This is a genomic window from Desulforamulus profundi (assembly GCF_002607855.1).
This window is the reverse complement of the sequence record NZ_AWQQ01000037.1, coordinates 34,911-61,853: the sequence shown is the minus strand read 5'-3', so window position 1 is coordinate 61,853 and position 26,943 is coordinate 34,911. Positions and strand designations below refer to the sequence as shown.

Sequence of the window (26,943 nt, the reverse complement as noted above, 5' to 3'; positions counted from 1 at the left end):
ATGTGATATAATGTAGAGTGTTTTCTTTATAACATTTTCCAAACGGAGGAAATAATGGACATTTTAGCGAATCTTAACCCCGCCCAGGCAGAGGCGGTGCAGTATACCGAAGGCCCCCTGCTGGTGCTGGCCGGCGCGGGCTCAGGCAAAACCCGGGTGTTGACCCACCGGATCGCCCGGATCCTGAGCCAGGGGGTTCCTCCTTATAACATACTGGCCATCACCTTTACCAATAAAGCGGCGGCAGAAATGAGGACCAGGGTGGAAAACCTGGTGCCGGAGGCGGCCAGGGACCTGTGGGTCACCACCTTTCACAGTGCCTGCCTGCGTATCCTCAGAAGGGAAATTCAAGCCCTTGGTTACGGCTCCAACTTTTCCATTTACGACGATGCGGACCAGCAAACGTTAATCAAGGAATGCCTCAAGGAACTGGAGATTGATGAAAAGCAGTTTCAACCGCGTGCCATGCTGGGGGTCATCTCCGGGGCCAAGAACAAGCTCCTGACGCCGGACCAGTATGATCGGCAGGCCTTTGATTACTTTGAACAGGTGGCCGGGCGGGTCTACCGCTTGTACCAGGAGAAGCTGTTTAAAAACAATGCGGTGGATTTTGATGACTTGCTGATGCTCACGGTACGGCTGTTTAAAGAGCATCCCCATGTGCTGGGCTACTACCAGACAAAGTTTAAATATATCCTGGTGGACGAGTACCAGGACACCAACCATACCCAGTACGTCCTGGTAACCATGCTGGCGGAGCGTTACCGCAATGTCTGCGTGGTGGGGGACCCCAACCAGTCCATTTATAAATGGCGGGGGGCGGACATCAACAACATCTTAAGCTTTGAGCGGGATTACCCCGAGGCAAAGGTGGTCAAGCTGGAGCAAAATTACCGCTCCACCGGCAACATTCTGGAAGCGGCTAATACCGTTATCAAAAACAACACAGAAGCCAAGGACATGAAACTATGGACTGCCAAAGGGGCCGGCCGGTTAATTCATGTCTACCGGGCGGAGAGTGAGCGGTTTGAAGCCCATTATGTGGCCGACAGGATCAAGGACCTGCGCTTTTCCCACAATCGAAAGTACCGTGAGATGGCGATTCTTTACCGGACCCATGCCCAATCCCGGGTCTTTGAAGAAGCTTTCCTGCGCCTGGGCATCCCCTATACCATTTTCGGGGGGCTCAAGTTCTATGACCGCAAGGAAATCAAAGATCTGCTGGCTTACCTGCGGGTACTTGTTAACCCGGCGGACGGCCAGAGCCTGTTCCGCATTATCAATGTGCCCAAACGGGGCATCGGGGCAGCCTCCCTGGAGAAAATCACAAACTTCGCCCTGGAGCGGGGTTTAAGCCTTTTACAGACCCTGGCCATGGCAGATGACATCCCGGGGATTCCTGCCAAAGCCCGCAAACAGTGCAGTCTGCTGGCGGACCTGGTCGACAGCCTGGCAAAACAGGCCGAGTTCCTTTCCGTAACAGAAATTACCGAAGAGGTTCTCAGCCGGACCGGCTACCGGGCGGAACTGGAGGCCGAGGATACTGTGGAAGCCAGGACCCGGCTGGAGAACCTGCAGGAATTCCTTTCGGTGACCAAGGAGTATGACAAGCAGCAGGGAGAGGAAGCCGGTCTGGAGGATTTCCTCTCCACCATCTCGCTGGTGACCGATCTGGACCGGCATGACCCGGCAGCCGACCAGGTGGTGCTGATGACCCTGCACAGCGCTAAAGGCCTGGAATTTCCCGTGGTATTTTTAACTGGTATGGAGGAGGGTGTCTTCCCCCACAGCCGGGCCCTTTATGACCAGGAGGAACTGGAAGAGGAGCGCCGCCTGGCCTATGTGGGAATTACCCGGGCCGAGGAGGAACTCTATTTGACCCACTGCTGGGAGAGGACCCTCTTTGGCCGCACCAACATGAACCCGAGATCCAGATTTTTGGAAGAAATCCCAATCGAATTAACGGCGGGACAAAAGCCCTTGAAGAAGCCGGTAACTTCCGGCGCCGGAGTAAGCAGCGGCAGCACGGCCGGCACCCGGCCTGCGGCATCTCCCGAAACATTTTTACTGGGAGACAGGGTGCGCCATCGCAAATGGGGAGAAGGCGTTGTTGTCAAGGTGAAGGGTGAAGGCGGCGATGCTGAACTGACGGTGGCTTTCCCGGCACAGGGTTTAAAAACCCTCATCGCCCAGTTCGCGCCACTAGAAAAGGTCTAATCTGGGAACACTAATGGCGGAGGAAAAAAATGGACCGCTTAATGGCAGTGGTGGTTTTAACCGCCATCATACATTTGATTAATACTTTGATCTTTGCAGTTCGACCGGCAGGGGTCATGACCAAACGGCTGGCTACGGCCTATTCCCTGTTTAATGTAATCTTCCTGATTGCCCAAACTGCCAACATGCTGCAGGCACCTTTGCTGGGTTCCATTATTGACCTGGCCATCGAGCGGGGCATGCAGGCGGCCGGTTCCGCAGTAAACCTGTTAAGCACCCCTGTCTACCAGCAGGAACTGCTGATTCTGGATTACCAGATCCGGACCATTATTTTAGGAGCCACCGTCGGTACCCTGATCGGAGCCATCTTTATTCCCACGTTTATTACCTTTTTTATTAAAGGGATTGATGTCTTTTACCAGGTTAAATCGGTACCCAAAATGATCGGCATGGTGATTTTCTCACCGGCAAAGGTGGCCCGCATGGCTAAGTCTGCTGTGCGAATTCCCAACAGGGAATTTTTTAAACAGGCCATTTCGGAGAAGTTAACCATCCCCAAAAAGTTTCTGGTATTGAATGTTTTTGTGACCGGCATTTATACCACCTCGGTTCTTTCAGCGGTGTATGCCTGTGCCCTGTATCCGGAATTTCGGACCACAGCTTCGATGCTTTCAGGCATTATCAACGGCATTGCCACCATCCTGTTTGCCACCGTGGTGGATCCCACCGCTGCAGGCATTACCGACCAGGCCTGCGGGGAGAAAGACCGGAGAAGGATATCAAGCAAATGTCCTTTTACCTGGCGGTCACCCGTCTAATAGGAACCGTCCTGGCCCAGCTTTTCTTTGTGCCGGCTGCTCTGGTTATTAAGTACGTGGCACAGATTATCGCCCGTGGCGGTTTTTAAAGAAACTAAATTCAAGTTAAGAACCGTCCCCACTTGAATTAGTGAGGATAGGAGGGAAAAATTGTGTCGGAGGTTACCCGGGAAATCAAGGCCAGGGTGGAAGAACTGCGCCGGGAGATCAATCATCATAATACTTTGTATTACGTACTGGACAAACCCAGCATCACCGATGCCCAGTACGACCGGTTGATGCAGGAATTGATACAACTGGAAGGTGCTCACCCGGAACTCATCATACCGGATTCCCCTACCCAGCGGGTGGGGGGCAGGTGCAGCAGGGTTTTCAGGCAGTCCCCCACCGGGTCCCCATGCTGAGTCTGGGCAACGCCTTTGGGGAGGGTGATTTACGGGAGTTTGACCGCCGGGTGCGGACCCTTTTACCCGGTGAAGAAGTTGAATATGTAGTGGAACTGAAGATCGACGGGTTGGCTGTCTCCCTCTGGTATGAGAACGGGCTGCTGGTCAGGGGGGCCACCCGGGGAGACGGCGAGTATGGCGAAGACATCACCGCCAACCTCCGTACCGTAAAGGCTATTCCCCTTCGCTTAAAGGAGGCTGTTCCCTTCCTGGAGGTGCGGGGCGAAGCCTACATGCCAAGGATTCCTTTGCCCGTCTCAATGAAGCCAGGGAAGAGGCCGGGGAACCGCTCTTTGCCAACCCCCGCAACGCGGCGGCGGGCAGTTTGCGGCAGCTGGACCCCAGGGTAACGGCTTCCCGCAATCTCAGCATATTTATGTATGCCATCGGCTACCTGGAAGGAGCCGACCACCGCAGCCATGGCGCGGGACTGGCCTGGTTAAAGCAACAGGGCTTCCGGGTCAACCAGCAGTACAAGGTTTGCCAGGATATCGACCAGGTGCTTGATTACTGTGAAAAGTGGCAGGACAAACGGTTCGACCTGCCCTATGCCATTGACGGGCTGGTGATCAAGGTCAACTCCCTGGACCAGCAGCAGCGGTTGGGAGCCACCCTGAAAAGCCCCCGCTGGGCCATCGCTTATAAATTCCCGGCGGAGCAGGCAGTGAGCACCATCAAGAACATTATTCTCCGGGTGGGTCGTACGGGAGTTCTTACGCCCACCGCCATCCTGGAGCCGGTCAAACTGGCGGGCACCACCGTCACCAAAGCTACATTGCATAACGAAGACATCATCCGCCAGAAGGATATCCGCATCGGGGATAAGGCCCTGGTACAGAAGGCCGGGGATATTATCCCGGAGGTGGTGCAGGTTTTTCCGGAGCAGCGAACCGGTGAAGAAATAATCTTTACCATGCCCGCCACCTGCCCCGAGTGTGATGCTCCGGTGGTGCGGCTGCCGGGGGAGGCGGCCCACCGCTGTACCAACCAGAACTGCCCTGCCGTCTCCAGGGAGGGGGTCATTCACTTCGTCTCCCGGGGGGCCATGGACATCGTGGGCCTGGGAGAAAGCATCGTCACCCAGTTGATCAGGGCAGGCCTGGTCAAGGACCCGGCGGACCTCTATGACTTACGCTATGAGGATTTAATCAAACTGGAGCGCATGGGCGCCCGTTCTTCCCAGAACCTGTTGAACGCCATCGAAGCCAGTAAAAACAATTCCCTGGCCCGGCTTCTGTTTGCCCTGGGCATCCGGCACGTGGGTGAGCGGGCAGCCAAAATCCTGGCCCAACAGTTTGGCTCCATGCAGGCCTTAATGGCAGCCACAGTGGATGATTTAACGGTCATCCCGGAAATAGGACCCAAAATTGCCGAGAGTGTGGTGGATTATTTCTCCCGGCAGGAAAACCGGCGGCTTGTTGAACGGCTGGCCGACGCCGGCGTCAACCTGCAGGAGGAACAGGGGCAGCCGGACCCGACCGGCCAGCCCCTGGCCGGTAAGACATTCGTGGTGACCGGCACCCTGGAGCATTCTCCCGGCAGGCAGCCCAGGAGGCCATTGAAAAATTGGGCGGCAAGGTCGCCGGCAGTGTCAGCAAGAAAACCGATTACGTGGTGGTTGGGGAAAATCCCGGCTCCAAGTATGACAAGGCCCGGCAGCTGGGTATTCCTATCCTGAAGGAAGAAGAATTTATCGCTTTACTTGACAATCAGTAACACTCATCCCCGGTTTCGGAAAGAGAACCGGGGATTTTTATTTAAGACGCTCCCCACAGCGTCCGATAACCTTTATAAACAGGGACATCCTTTGCCGGGGAAGGAATTTCCAGCCGGGTTAAAGAAATATGTCCGGGGGGGTTGTACATGAGATTTTTTACTGCCATGCTTCTTATGCTGGTTTATATAGTCATGTGGTCCGGTCTGGCGGAAGCAGGTTATACCTTTTATCCCTATGGCCAAATAAAATGGAAGCAGGAAAAAGTAGGGAAATTAACAGCCGACATGACCTTGACAGACAACGGACTGCTGTACATGCCGGTGGGTAATAAAATTGCCTGTTATGACATCCATACCGGGAACAAACTGTGGGAGATAAAATTGGACCTTACGGGCAAAATCAGCGAGCCCCTGCTGGTGGACAACGGAGCCGTTTACGCCGCAGGAATCGACGGCATTCAGCAGATGAAGCCCAACGGCAGTGTAACCTGGCTTTACCGCATTTATCCCAAAGCCAAGGGGACCAAAAGCAGCGGGGTGGTTGCCACAGGCCCCGGAGGTCTCATTTACCTGGGGGTGACCGATGGCCTCTATGCCCTGGAGCCCCGGAAAAATTATAAATGGCGCTACTCAAACGAACAAAACGTTGTGGCCGCCATGGGAGATCGGGAAGCGGTCTACGTTTGTACCGGAGATAAAAATGAGGGGTACGGGCTGCGTGCCCTGGACAGCAAAGGGGAGCGGGTCTGGCACCGGGGATTGGGGGATATAAAGGATATTCAAATGACCTTCGGACCGGACGGCCATTTGTACGTGATTACCAACCCTACCAAGGTGGAAAGAAACACCTCCGGCAAAATTCAATGCTTCGACCGCAGCACCGGAAAGGAACGCTGGACTTATTCCGTAAAGGCAAATGACCTGACGAAGGTTTCTTTTTTGGAGAACGATACCCTTTTCTTTTGCAGCCAAAACAAGGTTTTTTCCATCAATATTAAAGACGGAACCCTGCGCTGGGATTTGCCGCTGCTTAATGTGGTTTCCGGTGTGGCTGTTGACAAGGATAAACAACGTCTCTATGCCGGCAGCACCGACGGCAGGATCTACTGCGTAAGCTTTGCCGGAAGACTGATCTGGGAAAAGGAAATGGATAAAACCACCGGCCAGACCCTGCACAAGGACGGCGGCATTATGATCGATACCTGCAAAGATGAAAAGGATGCCATCAGCAGGGCGCCTGTGATGCTTAAGGACGGCGGTATTTTGGTTTATACTGACAAGGGTTTCCTGGTGAAATTTGTTGATGTTAAATAAGGAGCGGTAAACATGCGTTGTTTCCTCAAAACATTGGTGCTGGCTGTGCTGGCGGCTGTTTTTCTGCTGCCCGGCACCGGTTGGGCAATGAACAGTCCTGCCGCTGAAGTAGATTTTACCGATATTAAAGGCCATTGGGCCAAACAAGCCATCGAAAAAGTATATGCCACCGGGCTGGACAAAGGGTTTCCTGACCATACCTTCCGGCCCAACCAGCCGGTTACCGGTTTGGAGGCCGTTCATCTAGTGTTAAACGGGGCGGGGTTCAGCGAGCAGATCGCCAAAATAAAACGCCCGAGAAATGCGCCTCCCAGCGCTTATCCGGTGCCCTGGGGACAAAATTACATGGACTTTGCGGTCCAGCAAAAATTTATTCCCGAAGATATGCTACAGAGCTTCCGACACGACCGTCCCATCAACCGGGGTCAGCTGGCCGTTCTCCTGGCCAGAACCTTGTATTTAACCGGACCGGGCATCGCCATTTCCTTCACGGACAGCAAAGATATTCCCCCGGAATATCACCAGGCCATACAGGCTGTGGCTGTCAGCGGCATCCTGTCGGGTTATCGGGACGGCAGCTTTCGCCCTCTGGGGCAGGTTTCCCGGGGGGAAATGGCGGCCGTTTTGGGGAAGCTCTATGACCAGGGCTGGGTGAAAATAGACAGCAAAAGAAAGGTTGAAGGCTGGGTGGCTGCCGTTTCCCAGGGAAAAAACGGTATTGAAATCCAGTTAAACTCCCTTAAAGGTACGCAAAAAATGATGGCCACTGCCAATTGCAAGGCTTACTTCATGGGACAGCCCATGCAGCTGCAGCAGATTGTAAACTACCGGGTGGCGGGAATTCTGGATACAAAAAGAAAACTGGCTTATCTGGAACTGCTGGAGAGAAGGAATTTTTCCCCCGTGCTCCGGGACACCTATGCCAGTTACCTCCGTCATGCCGAAGGAGAGCCGGTGCTTCTCACGGTGAAGGACCTGCTTTGCGAGGAAGTGGATTATCCCGTGGCCTGGGATGCTGAAATCGTTGATGAAAAGTCCAAGAGCAAGACCAGCAAGGACCTTCTTAAAAAATTGAAGAGCGGTCAATTTATTAAACTGGGTTTAACCTCCAACGGAACGATTAAATCCATGACCCTTTTGGACGTTAAGAACATCACCGGCCAAGTGGACCGCATTGACAGGGCGCTGTATTTGGTGAAAAAAGGCAGCGGCAGCAGCAAGAAGTATGTGCCCGACCATTTCTGGGGCTGGGACTTCGGTCGGTTGGTGGATAAAGAAGGCGAAGAAATCAGTTCCATCCGGGCCGGTGACAAAGTGAAGATCTTTTACATCGGGGAACCCTTTTATGAAAGGGTATTGGAGATCCAAAGGCTGTGATAAAAGGCTTCTCCCCGGTGGGATGCCTGAAGAGACTGTTTAGCGGAGAAAAATGCCGGGTAGGTTAGCGCAGGATTGGATAGTGCCGGGTTAGCAGGAAATACCCGTGTTTAAATAGAATATAGCTTTAGGCTGGAGCCGGTTCCAGGGAACGCCGGGTTTGGGCCTGAATGTCACCGGTAACAATGGCTCCGCTGGCAGGATCAATGGGGATTTGCCCGGAAGTAAAAATAAGGGGGCCGAAACCAACGGCCTGGGAATAAGGACCAATGGCGGCGGGGGCGTTATCGGTACAGATGGCTCTTTTTGCGTGCATGGGTCGTCCTCCTTTAGTAAACAGGCAGAATTTATCTTATCTAGCGTACCCCAAAATGCCCGGAACCATAAATTTATACCCAGGGGAATGAGAAATTTGGCCAAGTTGCGCTGGTTTAGCAAACTTTGGTATAATATTGTCAGTTTTGAGCAAAGGAAGGTGTACCTGGTTGATTAGCAAACAAGATGTGGAACATGTGGCCCTGCTGGCCCGTTTGGAGTTAAGCGAAGAGGAAAAAGAGTTGTACACCCAACAATTAAATAAAATCCTGGACGCAGCCCGGGCATTGCAGGAGCTGAATACCGATGATGTGCCTCCTACCGCCCACGTGCTGTCCATTCAAAACGTCTTCCGGGAAGACCGGGTGGGCCAACACATTGACCCCGAAAAAGCCCTGGCCAACGCCCCGGACCGGGAAGAAAATTTCTTCAAAGTACCGAAAATAGTATAGGCTTATCCTGCATTACTATCGGGTCTAGCCATCAGCCTTCAGTCCTGTTAAAGAAAGCTGAGGGCTGACGGCTGACAGCTGAAGGCTTGACCCCAAAGGAATACAGCATTAGCACTTAGGAGGGAAAGTTTTGGATCTCTTTCAGCGGACAGCCCACCAACTCCATGAGATGCTGGTAAGAAAAGAAATCTCCGCCTCGGAAATTACAGCGGCCGTTTACCGGCGTATGGAAGAGGTGGAAGAAAAAGTAAAATCATATCTCACCATTACCCGGGAACATGCCGAGGCAAAGGCCCGGCAGGTGGATGAGAAGATTGCTGCCGGTGAGCCTGTGGGCCCCCTGGCGGGCATCCCGGTTGCCGTAAAAGACAACATGTGCACAGAGGGCATCCGTACCACCTGTGCATCCAAGATACTCTACAATTTTGTTCCCCCTTATACAGCCACCGCTGTGGCCAAGATGGATGCCGCCGGCATGGTGATGGTGGGCAAGACCAACCTGGACGAGTTCGCCATGGGTTCTTCCACCGAAAATTCCGGCTTTCATTTAACCCATAACCCCTGGGACCTGGAACGGGTCCCAGGCGGGTCCAGCGGCGGCTCCGCCGCCGCGGTGGCAGCCGGGGAAACCGTTGTTTCCCTTGGTTCCGATACCGGGGGGTCCATTCGCCAGCCGGCTGCCTTCTGCGGCGTTGTGGGCATGAAGCCCACCTACGGCGGGGTTTCCCGTTACGGGCTGGTGGCCTTTGCGTCCTCCTTGGACCAGATCGGCCCCTTTACCAAGGACGTTACCGACATGGCCCACATGCTGAATGTCATCTGCGGTCACGATCCCATGGACAGCACGTCGGCCAATATTCGGCAGCCTGATTTTACCCAATTCCTTGTCAATGACATCAAGGGCATGAAAATCGGGGTGCCCCGGGAATACATGGCCGACGGCATCGACCCCCTGGTAAAGGAGCGCATCAAGGAAGCCATACAGAAACTGACGGAACTGGGGGCCTATGTGGAGGAAACCAGCATGCCCCATACAGACTATGCCATGCCGGCCTACTATCTCATTGCCACCGCCGAAGCAAGCTCCAACCTGGCCAGGTACGACGGGGTTCGCTACGGGCTGCGGGTGGAAGATGCCCGGGATGTGGTGGACATGTTCATGCGCAGCCGCAGCCAGGGTTTTGGCGATGAGGTAAAACGCCGCGTCATGCTGGGAACCTACTCCCTGTCCGCCGGCTATTATGATGCCTATTACCTGAAGGCCCTCAAAGTCCGTACGCTCATTAAACAGGATTTTGACAAGGCCTTTGAAAAATATGATGTCCTGCTAAGCCCCACCTCCCCCTCCACCGCCTTTAAGATTGGGGAGATGGTCGATGACCCCATTCAAATGTATTTACAGGATATTTGCACCATTCCGGTGAACATGGCAGGGATTCCGGCCCTTTCCATTCCCTGCGGGCTGGCCAATAACCTGCCGGTGGGTTTGCAGCTGATGGGCAAAGCCTTTGCCGAGGGCACCCTGCTGCGGGTGGCCTACACCCTTGAACAAAACATCGATTTTACCAGGCTGCGGCCGGTTATAGGGGGTGGCGTGAAGTGACACAAGCCTATGAAACCGTCATTGGTATCGAAGTACACGTGGAGTTAAAAACCAACACCAAAATCTTTTGCAACTCCACCACCGAATTCGGCGGCGATCCCAACCATCATACCTGCCCCGTGTGCCTGGGGCTGCCCGGCACCCTGCCGGTGTTAAACAAAAAGGTGGTGGAATATGCGGTAAGGGCCGGGCTGGCCCTCAACTGCCAAATCGCCAATTTCTCCAAGTTTGACCGGAAGAATTACTACTACCCGGACCTGCCGAAAAACTACCAGATCTCGCAATATGATTTGCCCATCGCCGAACACGGCTATTTGGATATCGAGGTGGACAACCAAACCAAGCGCATCGGCATTACCCGCCTGCACATGGAAGAGGATGCCGGAAAACTGGTGCACCAGGGCAACATTGTCACCACACCCTATTCCCTGGTGGACTACAACCGCACCGGGGTGCCCTTGATTGAAATTGTCTCCGAGCCGGACATGCGGTCAGCGGAGGAAGCCAGGGCCTATGTGGAAAAGTTAAAGGCCATTATTCAATACACCGGTGTTTCGGACTGCCGGATGGAGGAGGGCAGCCTGCGCTGCGACGTCAACGTGTCGGTACGGCCCGTGGGCCAAAAGGAATTCGGCACCAAGGCGGAAATTAAGAACCTGAACTCCTTCCGGGCGCTGCAAAGGGCCCTGGTCTTTGAAATTGAGAGGCAGATCGGGGTTCTGGAGTCCGGCGGCAGGATTGTCCAGGAGACCCGGACCTGGGATGAGGCCAGGGGCATTACAGTTTCCATGCGCAGCAAGGAACAGGCCCACGACTACCGTTACTTCCCGGACCCTGATTTGGTGCCCCTGGTACTGGACAACCAGTGGATTGAATTCATCCGGGAGTCCCTGCCGGAGCTGCCGGACGAGAGGCGGGCCAGGTACATTCAGGAATACGGCCTGCCGGAATATGATGCCTCCATTTTAACCCTGACCAAAGAGATGTCCGATTACTTTGAGGAAGTGATTCGGCAGTACGATACACCCAAAACCGTGAGCAATTGGATGATGGGAGAAATGACCCGTCTCTTAAACGCCAGCGGCCTGGAAATATCCCATTGCCAAATCAAGCCAGGCCAGCTGGCGGAACTGCTCAAACTGATCGATAAAGGAACCATCAGCGGCAAGATTGCCAAAACCGTCTTTGAAGAGATGTTTGCCTCCGGCAAAGATCCCGACACCATTGTGAAGGAAAAGGGATTGGTGCAGATCTCCGACGAGGGCGCCATCGCCGCTGTGGTGGATGAAGTGATTGCAGCCAACCCCAAATCCGTACAGGATTACCGGGCCGGCAAAACACAGGCCATCGGCTTCCTGGTGGGACAGGTGATGAAAGCCACCCGGGGGAAAGCAAACCCGGATCTGGTCAACAAGCTGCTAAAGGAAAAACTTTAATAATATAGTTTTAAGTTCTATTTGGAGATTGTTTCCATTTTGGCTGCCTGTAATTTAGGCCCGGGTTTTTTACAAACCCGGGTTTTTACTTTGACTAAGAATGTCTAAATTATTATACAAAAATTAAAAGTGTCCAAAACAAACGTGCAATGAATTAACCAGAATGAGCAAGACGAAAACGTAAGAAATGTTGAGGGAATTGAAATAATTGGCACTTAATTGAACTATACAGAATAACTCAATGTATACAGTATAAATACCCTTTTCGCATATCCTTGACAGCGCTGGTTATGGTAACATAAACAAGTAAGTTATTGTTTGTTGGAGGTGTCATGATGGAAAAGAGAAAAATTTGGATTGTTGATACAACCTGCGGGACGGTGAACAAACCGCCGGTGTCGTTTTTGCCAACCGTGAGAAGGTCCGTATTGCAAGATTTTTAGATGAAATGGGTGTAGATCAAATAGAAGCGGGGATTCCTGTCATGGGAGGCGACGAACAGGAATCCATCAAGCAGATTTGTAAACTTGGCTTGAAATCCAGTATCATGGGCTGGAACAGGCCGGTGATCAGAGACATTGAAGCTTCCCTTGCCTGTGGTGTGGATGCAGTGGCCATTTCCATTTCCACATCCGACATTCATATCAAACATAAATTAAAGACCAGCCGTGAATGGGTGCTGGAACACATGGTCCGGGCCACCGAGTTTGCCAAGAAGGAAGGCATGTATATTTCGGTAAACGCCGAGGATGCCTCCCGCAGCGATATGAATTTCCTCATTGAGTTTGCCAAAGCAGCCAAACAGGCCGGCGCCGACCGCCTGCGTTACTGTGATACCGTAGGGATTCTGGAACCCTTTACCTGCTATGACAATATCAAAAAGTTAAAAGAAGCTGTGGATATCGAGATTGAAATGCACACCCACAACGACTTCGGGATGGCCACCGCCAATGCCTTCGCCGGGGTGAAGGCAGGGGCCAACTGGGTTGGCGTAACCATTACCGGCTTGGGTGAGCGGGCAGGCAACTCTCCCCTGGAGGAAGTGGTCATGGCCCTCAAGCACCTGTACGACATCGATTTGAACTTTAAAACCGAAATGTTCCGTGAAGTGGCCGAGTATGTTGCCAGAGCCTCCGGTCGTGAACTGCACTGCAGCAAGGCCATTGTGGGTTCCAACATGTTTGCCCACGAATCCGGCATCCATGCCGACGGGGCCATCAAAAACCCCAAAACCTACGAGGCCTTCCAACCCGAAGAAGTGGGCCTGGAGCGCCAGATCGTCATCGGCAAGCACTCCGGCACCGCCTCTTTGCGCATGAAGTTTGCCGAGTACGGCATTGATTTGTCCAAGGAAGAGGCCGAGGAATTGCTGCCCAAGATACGCTCCGCTTCGGTCTCTTTAAAGCGGTCCTTATTCGATAAAGAACTTGTATACATCTACGAAGACCATTTCGGAAAGAGGGATTAATTTGGGCAAGACAATCATAGAAAAGATCCTTTCCTCTCACAGCGGCCAGGACTGCCGGGCCAACGATATCGTGGTGGCCCAGGTGGACTTTGTGATGGGACAGGACGGCACCTCGCCGCTGGCCATCCGGGCCTTTGAGAATATGGATGGTAAGGAGCTGTTCGACCCGGACAAGGTGGCCCTGGTCATTGATCACAGCTCACCCAGCCCCCTAGAGGGAGTTTCCGCCCTGCACAAAATTATGCGGCAATTTGCCAGGCAAAAGGGCTGCCGTCTTTACGACATCGGGGAGGGGGTCTGTCACCAACTGGTGCCCGAAAGCGGCAAGGTGGGCCCCGGCAGCCTGGTCATCGGCGCCGACAGTCACACCTGCACCTACGGGGCTCTCAACGCCTTTTCCACCGGCGTTGGTTCCACGGACCTGGCCGGTGGGTTAATTTCCGGTAAGATGTGGTTTAAAGTACCGGAGACTATCAAATTTGTCTGTAACGGCGTACTTCCTGCGGGTGTCTACGCCAAGGACTTAATTCTTTATTTGATTGGTCAGGTAACTGCCGACGGTTGTACCTATATGGCTGCCGAGTATACCGGCGAAGCTGTCTCCGCTCTTTCCATGGAGGGGCGTTTCACCGTCGCCAACATGGCCATCGAGATGGGGGCCAAAGCAGGTTTAATGGAAGCGGACGAAAAGACCTTTGACTGGCTCAGAGCCTATACCGATCAAGAATTTACCCCGGCTGCCGCCGACCCGGATGCCGTGTATCATAAAGTTTTGCAATTTGACGTTTCCTCCCTGGAACCCCAGGTGGCCAAACCCCACCGGGTAGACAACGTTTCTCCCCTTTCCGAGGTCCAGGGCACCCCTGTTCACCAGGCCTTTATCGGCACCTGTACCAACGGTCGCCTGGAAGATTTACGGATTGCAGCCTCCATCCTGGAGGGCAAGCAGGTTCACCCGGACGTCAGGCTGATTGTGGCCCCGGCGTCCCGCAAGGTCTACCTGGACGCAATGGCCGAAGGGGTCATCCAAAGGCTGGTGGCTGCAGGAGCAGCAGTGGTCACTCCCGGCTGCGGTCCCTGCGTGGGCACCCACAACGGTGTTCCTTCGGACGGTGAGACCGTGATTTCCACCGCCAACCGCAACTTTAAGGGCCGCATGGGCAACAGCAACGCGGAAATTTACCTGGCTTCCCCGGCAACTGTGGCAGCCTCGGCGCTGACCGGCGTGATCACCGACCCCAGGGAATTTTTAAAGTAGCTGCTCAGAACCGTACGAAATAAGTAACCCCCGGAGTAAAACTTTACGATAGTGTAGGTGAAAGCCATTGAAATTTCAAGGGAAAAGCCACAAGTTTGGCAACGACGTCAATACCGATTACATTATCTCAGGTAAATATAAATTTAAGACCCTGGACATGAACGAACTGGCCAAGCACGTCATGGAAGACCTGGACCCGGACTTTTACAGCAAAGTAACACCCGGTGACTTTATCGTGGCCGGCAGCAACTTTGGCTGCGGTTCTTCCCGGGAGCAGGCGCCCCTGGCCATTAAATATGCCAACATCAGCGCCGTGCTGGCCAAATCCTTTGCCCGGATTTTTTACCGCAACGCCATTAATACCGGTCTGCCGGTGCTGGAATGCGATACCGACCTCATTGATGCCGGCGATGTCCTGGACGTGGACCTGACCAACGGCGCCATCATCAACAGAACCAAGGACATTCGCATCGCCGTCAAGCCGCTGCCCCAGGTGATGATTAAAATCTTAAATGACGGGGGTCTGGCTCCCCATTTCCGTAAATACGGTGGATTTAATTTTGACTAGGGAAGGTGTTTCAACTTGCACAGCATAACACTGATCCCCGGGGACGGCATTGGGCCGGAAATCACCGAGGCGGCCAGGCGGGTCATCGAAGCCACCGGTGTAGACATCCAATGGGAGATTGCAGAGGCCGGGGCGGACATGATTTCCCGTTACGGCAAGCCTTTGCCGGACCACGTGCTGGATTCCATCCGCAAGAACAAGGTGGCCTTAAAGGGCCCCATTACCACCCCGGTGGGCAAAGGGTTCCGCAGCGTCAACGTAACCCTGCGGCAGGAACTGGACCTGTATGCCAACCTGCGCCCGGCCAGGACCATACCCAACATTCCCAGCCGCTACCAGGGGGTCGACCTGCTGGTGGTGCGTGAAAATACCGAGGACCTGTACGCCGGTGTGGAACACCGGGTGGGGAAAGATGCCGCCGAGAGCATTAAAATTATCACCCGGGAGCTTCCGAGCGCATCGCCCGCTTCGCCTTCGAGACAGCCCGCCGCCAGGGCAGAAAAAAGGTGACGGCAGTTCATAAAGCCAATATCATGAAGCTGTCCGACGGGCTATTCCTGGAAAGTGTCCGGTCGGTGGCGGAACATTACCCGGAAATCGCTTATGAGGAAGTTATTGTGGACGCCATGTGCATGAAGCTGGTGCAGGAACCGGAGAAGTACGATGTCCTGGTGCTGCCCAACCTGTATGGCGATATCGTATCGGATTTATGCGCCGGTCTGGTGGGAGGACTGGGCGTGGCCCCGGGAGCCAATATCGGACTTGCATGTGCGGTCTTTGAAGCGGTTCACGGCAGCGCCCCGCAAATTGCCGGTCAAAACTTGGCCAACCCCCTGGCCATCATCCTGTCCGGAGTCATGATGCTGCGTCACCTGGGGGAAAATGCCTGCGCCGAATTGATTGAAAATGCGGTGATTCAGGTGCTGGCAGAAGGCAGGGAATTAACCGTAGATTTGGGCGGTACAGCTACAACCCAAAGCATGGCTGAGGAAATCATCAATAAAATAAAAGAAAACAGGTAAAAGTCACCACCGGTGGCTTTTACCTGTTTTCAAGTCATTTATATTGGGATACGGGTTAACATTCACCATTCTACCCGTTTAAAAATAATTTTCAACCAGAGATTCCATACCAAATTTATTCACATTTTCAGTAAGAGCCGGTCACCCGGTTCTTCTTGTTTCAGAGAGCGGCAGTGGCGAGGTTGCCCAACTTAATAAGAACAGGTATGATAAAAAACCCTAAATAAGCAAATTTTGGCAAACAAAAAATGGCTGTGACTGTACAAACCAATAATATTTACCTTCTATAAATATCGTTGCAGTTTCAGATAATAATGATGAACCCCAATGCTGAAAAAGGAGGTGTTTTCATGGCCAACAGAACCAATTTTGGTGAACCAACCATGGGAGCCTATCGTTTAAAAGAAATGCATGATGCTCAGTTTCCCGGCGGTGTTGTGGTGGATCCCACACCCATTACAGCCGGGCAGGAAGCGGTGGTTTTCTACAACGGGCTGTTAGCTGAAAGCGGCGCCCAGGAAGTTTATTTACACTGTGGATTCGGTAGAGACGATCGCTGGCACGCTATCCAGGACACGAGAATGGCCAAAACCGGTTACGGATTTGTCAAAGCCGTAACCATGCCGGACACTCATACCCAATTTAATTTCTGCTTTCACGACAATGCCATGAACTGGGATAACAATTCCGGTAAAGACTGGAGTTTTCAGGTTCACAACGGCACCATGAACGGTCATTAATCCTTTTCCCTGCCGACCAAGCCGGCAGGGATTTTTTGCTGTCACAAAATAACTTAATAACTTAAGTACCAGGTACCTTTTTGGGGTCATCGAAGCAGCGTTTTCGCATCATAAAATTCAGAAAAATGGTAAATACTAGCCTGGAATGCACAAAAAGTACGGTTTGAAGGGTGCGTGAAAATTTGAGGGTAATTGTATTTTCCTGGGAATACCCGCCTTAAGTGTGGGTGGGCTGGCTCAACATGTCTTAGATTTAACCAATGCCATGGCCAAACAGGGAGATGACATTCATGTGATAACCCGTGGCAACCCCGGTACGCCGGAGTATGAAAGGGTAAAAGGGGTCCATGTCTGCCGGGTGAATCCCTTCAGGGTCTCATCAACGGATTTTGTTACCTGGGTGATGCAGTTAAACATGGCCATGATCGAACGGGCCATCCCGCTCATGGGGAAATTGGGCAAGGTAGACATTGTTCATGCCCATGACTGGCTGGTGGCCTATGCGGCCAAGGTATGCAAACATGCGTACAAAATTCCTCTCATCGCCACGATCCACGCCACCGAATGGGGCAGGCACAACGGCTTGCACAATGACGTGCAGCGGCACATCAGCGACATTGAATGGTGGTTAACCTACGAGTCCTGGCGGGTGATTTGCTGCAGTCAATATATGCAGGGACAACTGAAGCACATCTTCCAACTGCCGGATGATAAATTAAAAATTATTCCCAACGGCGTTGATCCGGAAAACTTTAAATATGACCCCCGGGCGAGGACACCGGTGAAAAGAGAAAATTACGCATCCTCGGAGGAAAAGATTGTTTACTATGTGGGGCGGTTGGTGCCGGAAAAGGGCGTTCAGGTCTTGCTGGAGGCAATCCCTAAAATTCTTCAGTACCACCCCAATACGAAATTTGTGATCGCCGGTAAGGGGGCCTTTGAAGGCGAATTAAAGTATAAGGCTGCCTGCCTGCGGGTTGACAACCGAATTTACTTTACCGGGTATGTTAACGATGTCACCCGCAACTGTTTGTATCATTATGCGGATGTGGCGGTGTTTCCCAGTTTGTATGAGCCTTTGGCATTGTGGCCCTGGAAGCCATGGCCGCCCGGACGCCGGTGGTGGTATCAGACACGGGCGGACTGGGAGAGATCGTTGATCACCGAGTAAACGGCATGAAGGCCTATACCGGCAATGCCAACTCCCTGGCGGACAGCATTTTACACTGCCTGCTGGACCCCAATTCCGCCAGGAAAATGCAGGAGCGGGCCTACCGGGATGTGATTGAGAAATACAATTGGCAATCCATTGCCCGGCAAACCAAAAGGGTTTACCAGGAGGTCATTGAAGCGGACCAAAAAGCGCCCTGGAAAAAATCGCAGGAAAAAGGAGGGCTTTTCGGCAGGGTACGGTTGGCTGTCCATTAAGTGAGATATGAGAAGTGAGAGGTTAGAAGTGGGAAGGAAAGGGTATCCTGTTTCTAATCTCTTACTCTCTTTGAAAACGTCAGTTTTAATAAGTTAATTTTTTTATCAGTATCTCAATCAGGAGTGATGTTTTTTGAAAGCTATTATCATGGCCGGTGGTGAGGGGACCAGGCTGCGGCCGCTAACCTGCGGGCGCCCCAAACCCATGATGCCGGTGGTGAATCGCCCCATGATGGAACATATCGTGACATTGTTAAAAAAGCATGGCATTCATGAAATCGGCGTAACCCTCCAGTACCTTCCGGAAGCCATTCGGAGTTACTTTGGCAACGGCGCGGACTTTGGCGTCCATATGCGTTACTATGTGGAGGAAGTTCCCCTGGGCACCGCCGGCAGCGTGAAAAACGCCCAGCCGTTTCTGGACGAAACCTTTGTTGTGATCAGCGGGGATGCCTTGACAGACCTCGACTTAACCCGGGCCATGGAGTTTCACCGGCAAAAGGGCGCCGTCGCCACCCTGGTATTAACACCGGTGGAGATTCCCCTGGAATACGGGGTGGTCATCACAGACCGGGACGGCAGGATTACGCAGTTTTTGGAGAAGCCCGGTTGGGGTGAAGTTTTCAGCGATACGGTGAATACCGGCATCTACATACTGGAACCGGAAGTGTTGAATTATTTTGCACCGGGCCAGAAATTTGACTTCAGTAAAGACTTATTCCCCATTTTGTTAAGGGAAAAACAGCCCCTCTTTGGTGTATCCCTGTCCGGCTACTGGTGTGACATCGGCAACCTGCAGCAATATGTGCAGGCCCACCAGGACTGCTTAACAGGTAAGGTGGCCGTAACCATTCCGGGCAACCAGGTGGCCCCGGGCATCTGGGTAGGAGAAAACAGTGAGCTCCCTGCGGGGACAACCGTCAACGGACCGGTGCTCATCGGGGACAACTGCCGCATTGGCACCGGCGCAGTCATTGACGCCTATACCGTGGTGGGAAACGGCGGCATCATTCAGGACCAGGCTACGGTAAAACGCAGTGTTTTATGGGACAATGTTTTTATCGGCACCAGGTCTGCCGTCCGTGGGGCCGTGGCGGGCAGCCGGGTAAAAATAAATGCCAACGCCTCGGTTTATGAAGGTTCGGTGATTGGCAGCGAGTCGGTCATCAAGGAAAGGGCATTATTAAAACCGGATGTTAAACTCTGGCCGGGTAAGGTGGTTGAGGCCGGCGCCACGGTAGAAAGCAGCCTGGTCTGGGGGACAGCAAAACCCAAGAACCTGTTTGGCATTGAGGGCGTCACCGGCCTTACCAATATTGATATCACCCCGGAATTTGCCTGCCGTTTGGGCACCGCCTTCGGTACCAACCTGGCAATTGGCGCCCGGGTCGGGGTCTCCAGTGACCGTTTTCCGGCATCCCGCATGATTAAAAAGTGCTGGCCTGCGGGCTGCAGTCCGCCGGTCTGGAAGTGCTGGATTTCGGGGACGGCATTACTCCCCTGCATCGTTTTGCGGTGCAGGCCAGCGGCTGTCAAGGGGGCATTCATGTCAGAATCAGTTCCCAACGGGCGGATAAAATTAACATGGTCTTTACCAATGAAAGGGGCGGCAACATCTCCCGCAGCCAGGAACGCAAAATTGAAAATACCCTGGCCCGGGAGGATGTGCGCAGGGTGGAGGCCCACCGCATCCTGCCCATCGTACCGGTGCCGGATATGGCGGACGCTATGTGAATCATCTGACGGAGAATATGAACGCAGAAGCCTTGAGGGGGGCAAGCCCGCAGCTGGTATTGCTTTATGACAGGAGAAATCTTGAACCCATCCTGACCAAAGCATTTGCCTCGCTGGGAATTACCTCTGAAACGATGGAAACCGGGCCGCTGGAGGAACCCGGGGCCTGGCAGCGGCACCGGGAACTGCTGCAGGATTTGGCTGCGACCGTGAGAAGGAAGGGCAAAGCTGCCGGGGCCATCATTGATCCCAACGGGGACCAATTAATCCTGGTGGATGGCCGGGGGAATGTGGTCAGTGAAGAAATGTTAACTGCTCTCATTTCCTTAATCATCTTAAAGGATCAAGCCGGGCCGGTGATTGTCCCGGTAACCGCGCCCAGAGCCATCGATGAACTGGCCGGCCGGTACAAGGGAAGGGTGGTCCGTACCAAAACCTCCCAGCAGGACTTTATGGACAAGATTATTAACCATCATGTCCAGAGCGGGGGCGCAGTTCAGCATCACTTTATGAATTTTGACGCTCTCCTGACACTGATTAAAGTATTGGAGTTCTGTGCCAGGGAGGGTATTACCATCGAAGACTGGTGGGAGAAATCCCTCAATTCTTCCTCGACAAAAGGGATGTGGAAGTGCCCTGGGAAGCCAAGGGCAGGGTGATTCGCCGGCTCATCGAAGAACAAAGTGGCGAATTGGAGCTGCTGGACGGGGTGAAGGTCTATCACCCGGAGGGCTGGGCCCTGGTATTGCCGGATCCGGAAGAACCGGTTTGCCGTATCTTTACCGAGGGAGCCTCGATGGAAGCAGCCGAGGAACTGACCAACTTTTACACCAGTAAAATACAGCAAATCACAGCCACCTAGCCGGACAAACGGCTAGGTTTTTTCAGAGGGGGAAGTGAAATTGTCTTTTATCCTACATTGTCACCGGCTTGTCTAGATTTCTTTGTTAAAAATCGATAAAATTGGCGCAGACGACAACAAGGAATCTAACAATCCCTGTCGAATAAGTGCGTAAATTCACAAGTCAGGAGAGGAGATGGCCGGTTTGCAAGGGATTTATCAGGTAGATCCTTACCTTTTACAATATCGCACAAAGATTACAGGAAGCATTGAAGATAACGGTAGAACCGGGATCCTGTTTGAAGAAACCATTTTTTATCCGGAAGGGGGCGGGCAGCCTTCGGACCGGGGTACCCTGGTATGTGATACCCATCGTTCTTCCCATGAAGTGCTGCACGTGGAACAAAGGCCGGAAGGGATTGTCCACTGGATTGCCGGCACAGTTCAACCTTTCATCGGCGCCGTGTGTTATTGACCGTGGATGCCGAGAGACGCAGGGATCATATGCAGCAGCACCATGGCCAGCATATCTTGTCGGCGGTTTTTGAACGAAATTATGGCTGGGATACGGTGGGTTTTCATTTAGGAGAAGAAACCTGTACCATCGATCTCAATGTTTCCTATGTGCCTCCCGAGGTAGTAAGGGAAGTGGAAACGGAAGTTAATCGTGTTGTGATGGAAAACCTGCCGGTAAAAATTGAGTGCTGCCATCGTAAAGATCTGGCGCCGGAATATCTCAAGAAACTTCCCCCTGATCAGGAGGAGGTCCGCCTGGTGATTATTCCGGGTATTGATGAAAATGCCTGCTGTGGCACGCATCCCCGCTTCACCGGGGAAATGGAAATGCTGCGGGGCGTAGCCGCCGCCTGGTGCGCGAAACCAATTCAAGTCAAGAACCGTCCCCACTTGAATGGATTTCAAGTTGGGGACGGTTCTTGACTTGAATTCAGAAAATTGAAACTTGCTGTTCTGGGGGCCTATTTCATGTTGGGAAAGTTGTGTTGTCTCAGGCTTCGTAGATGGCTACGGCCACCGAGTTGGACAGGTTTAAAGAACGTACCTCACCCAGCATGGGAATTCTTAAGCAATACTCGGGATTTTGGGCTAACAGTTCCCTGGGTAAGCCGGCCGTTTCCTTGCCGAAGACCAGAAAATCACCGGCTGCAAATTTAACCTCGTGGTAGGGTCTGCCACCCTTGGTGGTAAAATACCAGAAGCGACCGTCGGGATATTTTTCCTTTAAGGCAGTGAAATTTTTATGATAATGCAGGTCCAGCAGGTGCCAGTAGTCCAGCCCGGCCCTTTTCAGATAGCGGTCGTCGGTGGAGAAGCCCAGGGGTTCCACCAGGTGCAAGCTTGCTCCGGTGACAGAGCAGGTGCGGGCAATATTGCCGGTATTGGCAGGGATTTCCGGCTCCACTAAAACGATATGCAAGAAATTTCCCCCTTTTTACCGGCCTCTGGGCAGTGGTCCTTCAAAAAGCACTCGGCGCAGCGGGCCCTGCGGGCATCGCAGACCTTTCTGCCGTGCTGAATCATTTGGTGGTGGAGCGGCTGCCACAATTCAGGCGGTATCAAAGCGTATAATTCTTTTTCAGTCAGTTCCGGTGTTTTTCCGGAAGCCAAACCAAGGCGGCGGGCCACCCGGTGAACATGGGTATCAACCGGGAAAGTATGCTGGCCGAAGGCAACCCCCAGAACGACGTTGGCCGTTTTCCTCCCCACACCGGGTAACTTCTCCAACTGTTCCCTTACCTCGGGAACCTTGCCTTGATAATCCTCCACCAGGATCCGGCTGGCCTCCACGATAAACTTGCTTTTATTTCTAAAGAGTCCGCAGCCTTTGATGTGCTCGGCCAGTTCCTCCGGCGTCAGCCGGGCAAAATCCTCCGGGGTGCGGAATTTTTTGAACAGCTTTTCCGTAATTTTATTCACCTGGCGTCGGTACTCTGGGCCGATAGGATGACCGCCACCATTAGTTCAAAGGGTGTGGAGTAATTTAAATCCGTGGTGGCATTGGGGTAGGCCTCCTCCAGCAGGGCCAGGATCTGTTTCAGCCGCGCGGAGAGATCCCCGGAGGGCTGGTTACACCTGTTTTCCATCGTCCAGCAGCCTTGCGTGTTCTACCTTGATACAGCGGTCCTGAACGAACTCCAAACCGGCACCGATAGCCATTTGGGCTGCCTGATCGTTGATGATGCCCAGCTGCAGCCATACCGCCATTGGTTTTAAGGGAATTGCCTCCTGCACCACCGGCGGCGTCTCCTCACTCTTTCGAAAAACATTGACCAGGTCTACCTTATCCGGTATTTCCGCCAGGGTTTTATAGGCCTTTTCCCCCAGAACTTCTTTCACCCTGGGATGCACAGGGATAATGCGGTATCCCTGGCACTGCATATACTCCGCCACTTTAAAACTGTCCCGGTGGGGTTTGTCCGACAACCCCACCACCGCAATGGTTTTGCACCGGGTTAACAGTTCTTTGATCCTGCCGTCACTGGGATTATTATACATTTAAAATCCTCCTTGAGCATTGGTTATTGACCCCTATTTTTAGGTCGTACTAAAGTAGTAGTGCTGGATCGTCGGTGATCAACATGACCTGGATCATTCCGGGTTCCGTCGCCCTGGGTTTGGCCCTGGGGCACTGGGTGTTACCCGAACAAATGGCACAGCATTTGGATACTGTGACAACAACGGCCCTGTACCTGCTGCTCTTTGGCATAGGAATCGATTTAGGCCGTCAAAAGGAAGTATGGGTCCGGCTCTGGCATCTGGGCTGGAAGGATGGCTGAAGGCTATTAAACCTACATAGTGATAGTAACATAAATTTAGGGATTTATTCCAGCCTTAACATAAATAATCCAACCCCTCGCTTCAACTCCCCAAATACACCATCAGCAACCTGCTGCTGTTCACCAAACCGTGGGCGATGATCCCCGGTAAGAGAGAGCCGGTAAGATGGTAAATGACCGCCAGGCCCGCTCCCACCACGGCAATTTGGACAAACCATATACCACTGAAGTGGGCCAGTGAGAAAAAAAGCGCGCTTACAAGCAGCCCCAGTACCGGTCCCCACCTGCGGGCGAAGGCGGCAAAGGCCATGCCCCTGTAGTAGGTTTCCTCGGTAACAGGCACCAGAATGCCGCCAATCAGGATCGGCCACAGCAGGTCCGCAGGGCTTTGGGCGCCGGCGGCTGCTTTCACCAGCGGGTTGGTGCCGGTGTCCGCTGCCAGCAGGGAGACCAGTGCCCGCTGGGTTTCTTCCGCCAAAAAGAAAAGAAAAACCCTCCCACAACCCCGTAAAGGATTTGCCTGCCGGGACGATCAAAACGAAACCCCAAGTTTTGCCAATCGCTTTTGCGTAAAACAAAAAACAGGGTTAGCCCAAACAAAATAGCACGGTCCAATACCTCCACCAAACGGGGAGAAATGCCGGGAAGCAGGGGAAGCAGCCCTCTGCCCAGCAGGTAGACCAGGGCCAGCCGTAAGACAAAGACCATAAGAACATCCGAAACCCCCCATAGACTGTTGACCCGGTTCCGTTTAATCATATTTTCAAACCCCCGCCTCAACACTTTACACCTTATTCCATGAATGACTGTTACTGGTTCCTGCGGATTGATAAAACCATTGAAAAAACATTATAAAGCCAAAAATGCTGGGCAATACTAAGGAAAGTCATGAGTTATGTTTTATTTCCCTTATTTTTTCCTTATTTCTATAAATAACGCCTCATTTTAATTGTAATATCTTCCAAGGAGGGGTAAAAAATGGAGAATTTGTGGCCCTGGCTGTTGGGAGCTGCTCTGGTCTTACTGGCCGCAGTCCTGGGTGGGTTGCTGCTGCCCAGACTGCGGAAACCGGCCTCAGCCCCAGAAAGCCAGACATTCCAGGGACAGAGCCAAAGGAGGAAATGGCCGAAGAGATTTCCCCCATTGCTCACCCGGTCAGGCGGGAAGGGGAGGATCTTTTTATTCCCCACCGTTATGGCGTGGACAGAATGGTGGTTTTGGCGAAGGACCCGTACTGGCTTCATGCCTACTGGGAAGTCTCCGCCACCAAATACCAGGAATTCGTTAACCGGCACGGTCATGAGGCCTGGAACACTTCCCATCAGGTGATACGGGTCTATGACATCACCGGCCTGGATGAAGAGAGCCCTTTCGCAGCCCACAGCTATCAGCAAATATTTTTGGACCCCTTTGCGGACAACTGGTTTATCGAAGTGGGCCAGCCAGACAGCAGTTTTTTCCTGGAGCTGGGGCGCCTCCTGCCTGACGGAAGATATGTCAAACTTCTTACCTCCAACCGGGTGAGCACTCCCAGAGCTTCGGTGTCTCAAAGGATTGATGAAGAATGGATGTGGATTGAAGGAATTTATAAAATCATAGGTCGGGTACCTCATGGAAACAGTTCAGAGCTGCTGGTGACGAAAAAGGAACTTGAGGGAGGAATTAAACCTCTCGGCATAAGTTCTCCTGGTTTTAAACAATAAAGAGGGGGATTGTCCCTTGGCTAAAGGATACCTGTCATTTGTCTTACATGCCCATTTACCCTACGTAAGACACCCGGAATGTGAAAAATATTTGGAAGAAAAATGGTTTTACGAAGCGGTTACGGAAACCTATATACCCATGATCGATGTTTTTGACAGGCTGGTTTGGGACAACATCCCTTTCCGTCTGACCTTTTCCGTCTCGCCACCTCTCTTGTCCATGTTGACCGACCCGTTGCTGCAGGAACGGTATGTACGGCATTTAGAAAAACTGATGGAGTTATCCTATAAAGAAGAAGCAAGAACCTACGGCAGCCCCTTTCACCAGGCCGCCTTGATGTATAAGGAAAAATTCCGGCGAGCCTATGAAATTTTTGTTCATCAGAACCAGTGTAATTTGGCAAAGGCACTGAAAAGGCTACAAAACCAGGGCCGCCTGGAAATTACCACCTGCGCCGCCACCCATGGTTTTTTACCCCTGATGATGGTTAACAGGCAGGCGGTGAGAGCCCAAGTTGAGACAGCGGTTCATCTCCACCAAAAGCACTTTGACTGTTCTCCCAACGGCATCTGGCTGCCGGAGTGCGGCTATACCCAGGGCGTGGATGAAATTCTTAAGGAATACGGGCTAAAATTCTTTTTTACCGACAGTCATGGCGTGCTGTTTGCCTACCACCGGCCCCGCTTCGGAATTTTTGCCCCTGTTTACTGTCCCTCCGGTGTTGCTGCCTTTGGACGGGATGTAGAGAGTTCCAAGCAGGTCTGGAGCGCCGATGAAGGGTATCCAGGCGATCCGGATTACCGGGAATTTTACCGGGATATCGGTTATGACCTGGACCATGAATATATCAAAGAATATATTCATCCCGACGGCATTCGCACGCATACCGGCATGAAATATCACCGGATTACCGGTAAGGTTGATTTGGCGGACAAACAGCCCTATTACCCGGAATGGGCCAGGAACAAGGCGGAGATCCATGCAGCCAACTTTATGTTTAACCGTGAAAAACAAATTGAATATTTATCCGCCTTAATGGAACGACCGCCCCTGATAGTCGCCCCTTATGATGCGGAACTTTTCGGACACTGGTGGTTTGAAGGTCCCATGTGGCTGGAGTTTCTGATTCGCAAGATTGCAACAAGCAAAACCCTGCAACTGGTAACTCCGTCGGATTACCTGAGAATGCATAAATGCAACCAGATCACCAAGCCCTGTCCTTCCACCTGGGGCAATGCAGGATACAATGAAGTGTGGCTCAATGAGAAAAATCACTGGATTTACAGGCACCTGCACATGGCGGCGGACCGCATGAATGAACTGGCAGACATGTTCCCACAGGCGGAGGGCAACCTGCGCCGGGCATTGAACCAGGCCGGCCGGGAACTGCTGCTGGCCCAAAGCAGCGATTGGGCCTTTATCATCTCCACCGGGACCATGGTCTCCTATGCTGTTAAGAGGACCAAAGAGCACATCGCAAATTTCCTGAGGCTGTATGACGATATTAAATACTGCCGCATTGATGAAGGATTTGTGTCTCACCTGGAATGGCAAAACAACATCTTCCCGGACATTGACTACCGCTCCTGGCGAACCCGGGAAGGAGAATACCAGTCGGCAATTTGCTAAAGGCTGCTCAGGCAGCCTTTTAGACTTTGGGGAGAGGATTTTTTCCCCCACCCATCGAATTA

Annotated in this window: 21 protein-coding genes and 8 pseudogenes; 23 read left to right on the top strand and 6 right to left on the bottom strand. The window is 52.7% G+C overall.

Annotated features, from left to right (window positions below; all coding sequences use genetic code 11):
- Positions 1-54: 54 nt before the first annotated feature.
- The 5 genes and pseudogenes from pcrA to P378_RS05085 all read left to right on the top strand — a co-directional run bounded on the left by pcrA (position 55) and on the right by P378_RS05085 (position 7,888).
- Entirely contained in the window at positions 55-2,217 is a 2,163-nt protein-coding gene (pcrA, locus tag P378_RS05105; protein WP_099082497.1) for a DNA helicase PcrA, read from the top strand.
- Positions 2,218-2,246: 29 nt separating this feature from the next.
- A pseudogene (locus P378_RS05100) lies at positions 2,247-3,124 on the top strand (lipid II flippase Amj family protein).
- 63 nt (positions 3,125-3,187) lie between these two features.
- Positions 3,188-5,197: pseudogene (gene ligA, locus P378_RS05095) on the top strand (NAD-dependent DNA ligase LigA).
- A gap of 147 nt (positions 5,198-5,344) precedes the next feature.
- Entirely contained in the window at positions 5,345-6,511 is a 1,167-nt protein-coding gene (locus P378_RS05090; protein WP_099082496.1) for an outer membrane protein assembly factor BamB family protein, read from the top strand.
- Between the two features lie 12 nt (positions 6,512-6,523).
- Positions 6,524-7,888 carry an S-layer homology domain-containing protein gene (locus tag P378_RS05085; RefSeq protein ID WP_099082495.1) on the top strand — a complete coding sequence of 455 codons (1,365 nt, stop codon included), beginning with the start codon at positions 6,524-6,526 and terminating at the stop codon, positions 7,886-7,888.
- 142 nt (positions 7,889-8,030) lie between these two features.
- Here P378_RS05085 and P378_RS05080 read toward each other — a convergent pair.
- A pseudogene (locus tag P378_RS05080) lies at positions 8,031-8,204 on the bottom strand (Rid family hydrolase); the annotation flags it as partial.
- A gap of 169 nt (positions 8,205-8,373) precedes the next feature.
- On the opposite strand from P378_RS05080, the gene gatC reads away from it, so the two are divergent.
- From gatC to P378_RS21040, 15 genes and pseudogenes are all read left to right on the top strand, one after another.
- Positions 8,374-8,655, top strand: coding sequence for an Asp-tRNA(Asn)/Glu-tRNA(Gln) amidotransferase subunit GatC (gene gatC / locus P378_RS05075; RefSeq protein WP_099082493.1), 282 nt, complete (start codon positions 8,374-8,376; stop codon positions 8,653-8,655).
- Positions 8,656-8,785: 130 nt separating this feature from the next.
- Positions 8,786-10,258: an Asp-tRNA(Asn)/Glu-tRNA(Gln) amidotransferase subunit GatA gene (gene gatA / locus P378_RS05070; protein WP_099082492.1), complete on the top strand. Its 1,473-nt coding sequence runs from the start codon at positions 8,786-8,788 to the stop codon at positions 10,256-10,258.
- The gene (gatB, locus tag P378_RS05065) at positions 10,255-11,694 is read left to right on the top strand and encodes an Asp-tRNA(Asn)/Glu-tRNA(Gln) amidotransferase subunit GatB (RefSeq protein ID WP_099082491.1); all 1,440 of its coding nucleotides are present in this window, start codon (positions 10,255-10,257) and stop codon (positions 11,692-11,694) included. The genes gatA and gatB overlap by 4 nt, the downstream gene beginning before the upstream one ends.
- 335 nt (positions 11,695-12,029) lie before the next feature.
- Positions 12,030-13,162 (top strand): annotated as a pseudogene (nifV, locus tag P378_RS05060) (homocitrate synthase).
- Position 13,163: 1 nt separating this feature from the next.
- The gene (locus P378_RS05055) at positions 13,164-14,420 is read left to right on the top strand and encodes a 3-isopropylmalate dehydratase large subunit (RefSeq protein WP_099082490.1); all 1,257 of its coding nucleotides are present in this window, start codon (positions 13,164-13,166) and stop codon (positions 14,418-14,420) included.
- Between the two features lie 67 nt (positions 14,421-14,487).
- A complete protein-coding gene (locus tag P378_RS05050) occupies positions 14,488-14,988 on the top strand; it encodes a 3-isopropylmalate dehydratase small subunit (RefSeq protein ID WP_099082489.1) in 501 nt (166 codons plus the stop codon).
- Between the two features lie 15 nt (positions 14,989-15,003).
- A pseudogene (locus P378_RS05045) lies at positions 15,004-16,010 on the top strand (isocitrate/isopropylmalate dehydrogenase family protein).
- A 350-nt stretch (positions 16,011-16,360) separates the two neighbouring features.
- Positions 16,361-16,750, top strand: coding sequence for a carbohydrate-binding protein (locus tag P378_RS05040; protein WP_099082488.1), 390 nt, complete (start codon positions 16,361-16,363; stop codon positions 16,748-16,750).
- Between the two features lie 265 nt (positions 16,751-17,015).
- Positions 17,016-18,032: pseudogene (locus P378_RS05035) on the top strand (glycosyltransferase family 4 protein); the annotation flags it as partial.
- A 294-nt stretch (positions 18,033-18,326) separates the two neighbouring features.
- Positions 18,327-19,343 (top strand): annotated as a pseudogene (locus tag P378_RS24455) (nucleotidyltransferase family protein); the annotation flags it as partial.
- Between the two features lie 269 nt (positions 19,344-19,612).
- Positions 19,613-19,912 carry a phosphohexomutase domain-containing protein gene (locus P378_RS23410; protein WP_338013840.1) on the top strand — a complete coding sequence of 100 codons (300 nt, stop codon included), beginning with the start codon at positions 19,613-19,615 and terminating at the stop codon, positions 19,910-19,912.
- On the top strand, positions 19,909-20,571 hold the full coding sequence (locus P378_RS23405; RefSeq protein WP_338013834.1) for a phosphohexomutase domain-containing protein: 663 nt from the start codon (positions 19,909-19,911) through the stop codon (positions 20,569-20,571). Before P378_RS23410 ends, P378_RS23405 begins: the two co-directional genes overlap by 4 nt.
- Positions 20,544-20,774, top strand: coding sequence for a hypothetical protein (locus P378_RS23400; RefSeq protein WP_338013833.1), 231 nt, complete (start codon positions 20,544-20,546; stop codon positions 20,772-20,774). The genes P378_RS23405 and P378_RS23400 overlap by 28 nt, the downstream gene beginning before the upstream one ends.
- 184 nt (positions 20,775-20,958) lie before the next feature.
- Positions 20,959-21,228, top strand: coding sequence for an alanine--tRNA ligase-related protein (locus tag P378_RS21045; protein ID WP_238472900.1), 270 nt, complete (start codon positions 20,959-20,961; stop codon positions 21,226-21,228).
- Positions 21,225-21,692: an alanyl-tRNA editing protein gene (locus P378_RS21040; protein ID WP_238472899.1), complete on the top strand. Its 468-nt coding sequence runs from the start codon at positions 21,225-21,227 to the stop codon at positions 21,690-21,692. Before P378_RS21045 ends, P378_RS21040 begins: the two co-directional genes overlap by 4 nt.
- Positions 21,693-21,759: 67 nt before the next feature.
- Here the strand turns inward: P378_RS21040 and trmL are convergent, their stop codons facing one another.
- The 3 genes and pseudogenes from trmL to P378_RS05010 form a co-directional block, all read right to left on the bottom strand.
- Positions 21,760-22,188 carry a tRNA (uridine(34)/cytosine(34)/5-carboxymethylaminomethyluridine(34)-2'-O)-methyltransferase TrmL gene (gene trmL, locus P378_RS05020; RefSeq protein WP_143338415.1) on the bottom strand — a complete coding sequence of 143 codons (429 nt, stop codon included), beginning with the start codon at positions 22,186-22,188 and terminating at the stop codon, positions 21,760-21,762.
- Positions 22,173-22,855, bottom strand: a pseudogene (gene nth, locus P378_RS05015) (endonuclease III). Before nth ends, trmL begins: the two are co-directional and overlap by 16 nt.
- On the bottom strand, positions 22,839-23,267 hold the full coding sequence (locus P378_RS05010) for a CoA-binding protein (protein WP_099082487.1): 429 nt from the start codon (positions 23,265-23,267) through the stop codon (positions 22,839-22,841). Before P378_RS05010 ends, nth begins: the two are co-directional and overlap by 17 nt.
- An 83-nt stretch (positions 23,268-23,350) precedes the next feature.
- Here P378_RS05010 and P378_RS05005 point away from each other — a divergent pair, with 83 nt between their 5' ends.
- Positions 23,351-23,548 (top strand): LysO family transporter, encoded by a 198-nt coding sequence (locus tag P378_RS05005; protein ID WP_099082542.1) that lies wholly within the window; start codon positions 23,351-23,353, stop codon positions 23,546-23,548.
- An 82-nt stretch (positions 23,549-23,630) separates the two neighbouring features.
- On the opposite strand, the gene P378_RS21035 is transcribed toward P378_RS05005, so the two are convergent.
- Together P378_RS21035 and P378_RS21030 are read right to left on the bottom strand one after the other, a co-directional pair.
- Positions 23,631-24,026, bottom strand: a complete 396-nt coding sequence (locus P378_RS21035; RefSeq protein WP_238472898.1) for a CPBP family intramembrane glutamic endopeptidase — start codon at positions 24,024-24,026, stop codon at positions 23,631-23,633.
- Positions 23,957-24,307: a hypothetical protein gene (locus P378_RS21030; RefSeq protein ID WP_238472897.1), complete on the bottom strand. Its 351-nt coding sequence runs from the start codon at positions 24,305-24,307 to the stop codon at positions 23,957-23,959. Before P378_RS21030 ends, P378_RS21035 begins: the two co-directional genes overlap by 70 nt.
- A 230-nt stretch (positions 24,308-24,537) precedes the next feature.
- On the opposite strand from P378_RS21030, the gene P378_RS04995 reads away from it, so the two are divergent.
- Positions 24,538-25,251, top strand: a complete 714-nt coding sequence (locus P378_RS04995; protein WP_238472896.1) for a DUF4912 domain-containing protein — start codon at positions 24,538-24,540, stop codon at positions 25,249-25,251.
- A 16-nt stretch (positions 25,252-25,267) separates the two neighbouring features.
- Positions 25,268-26,881, top strand: a complete 1,614-nt coding sequence (locus P378_RS04990) for a glycoside hydrolase family 57 protein (RefSeq protein WP_099082486.1) — start codon at positions 25,268-25,270, stop codon at positions 26,879-26,881.
- Positions 26,882-26,943: the final 62 nt, after the last annotated feature.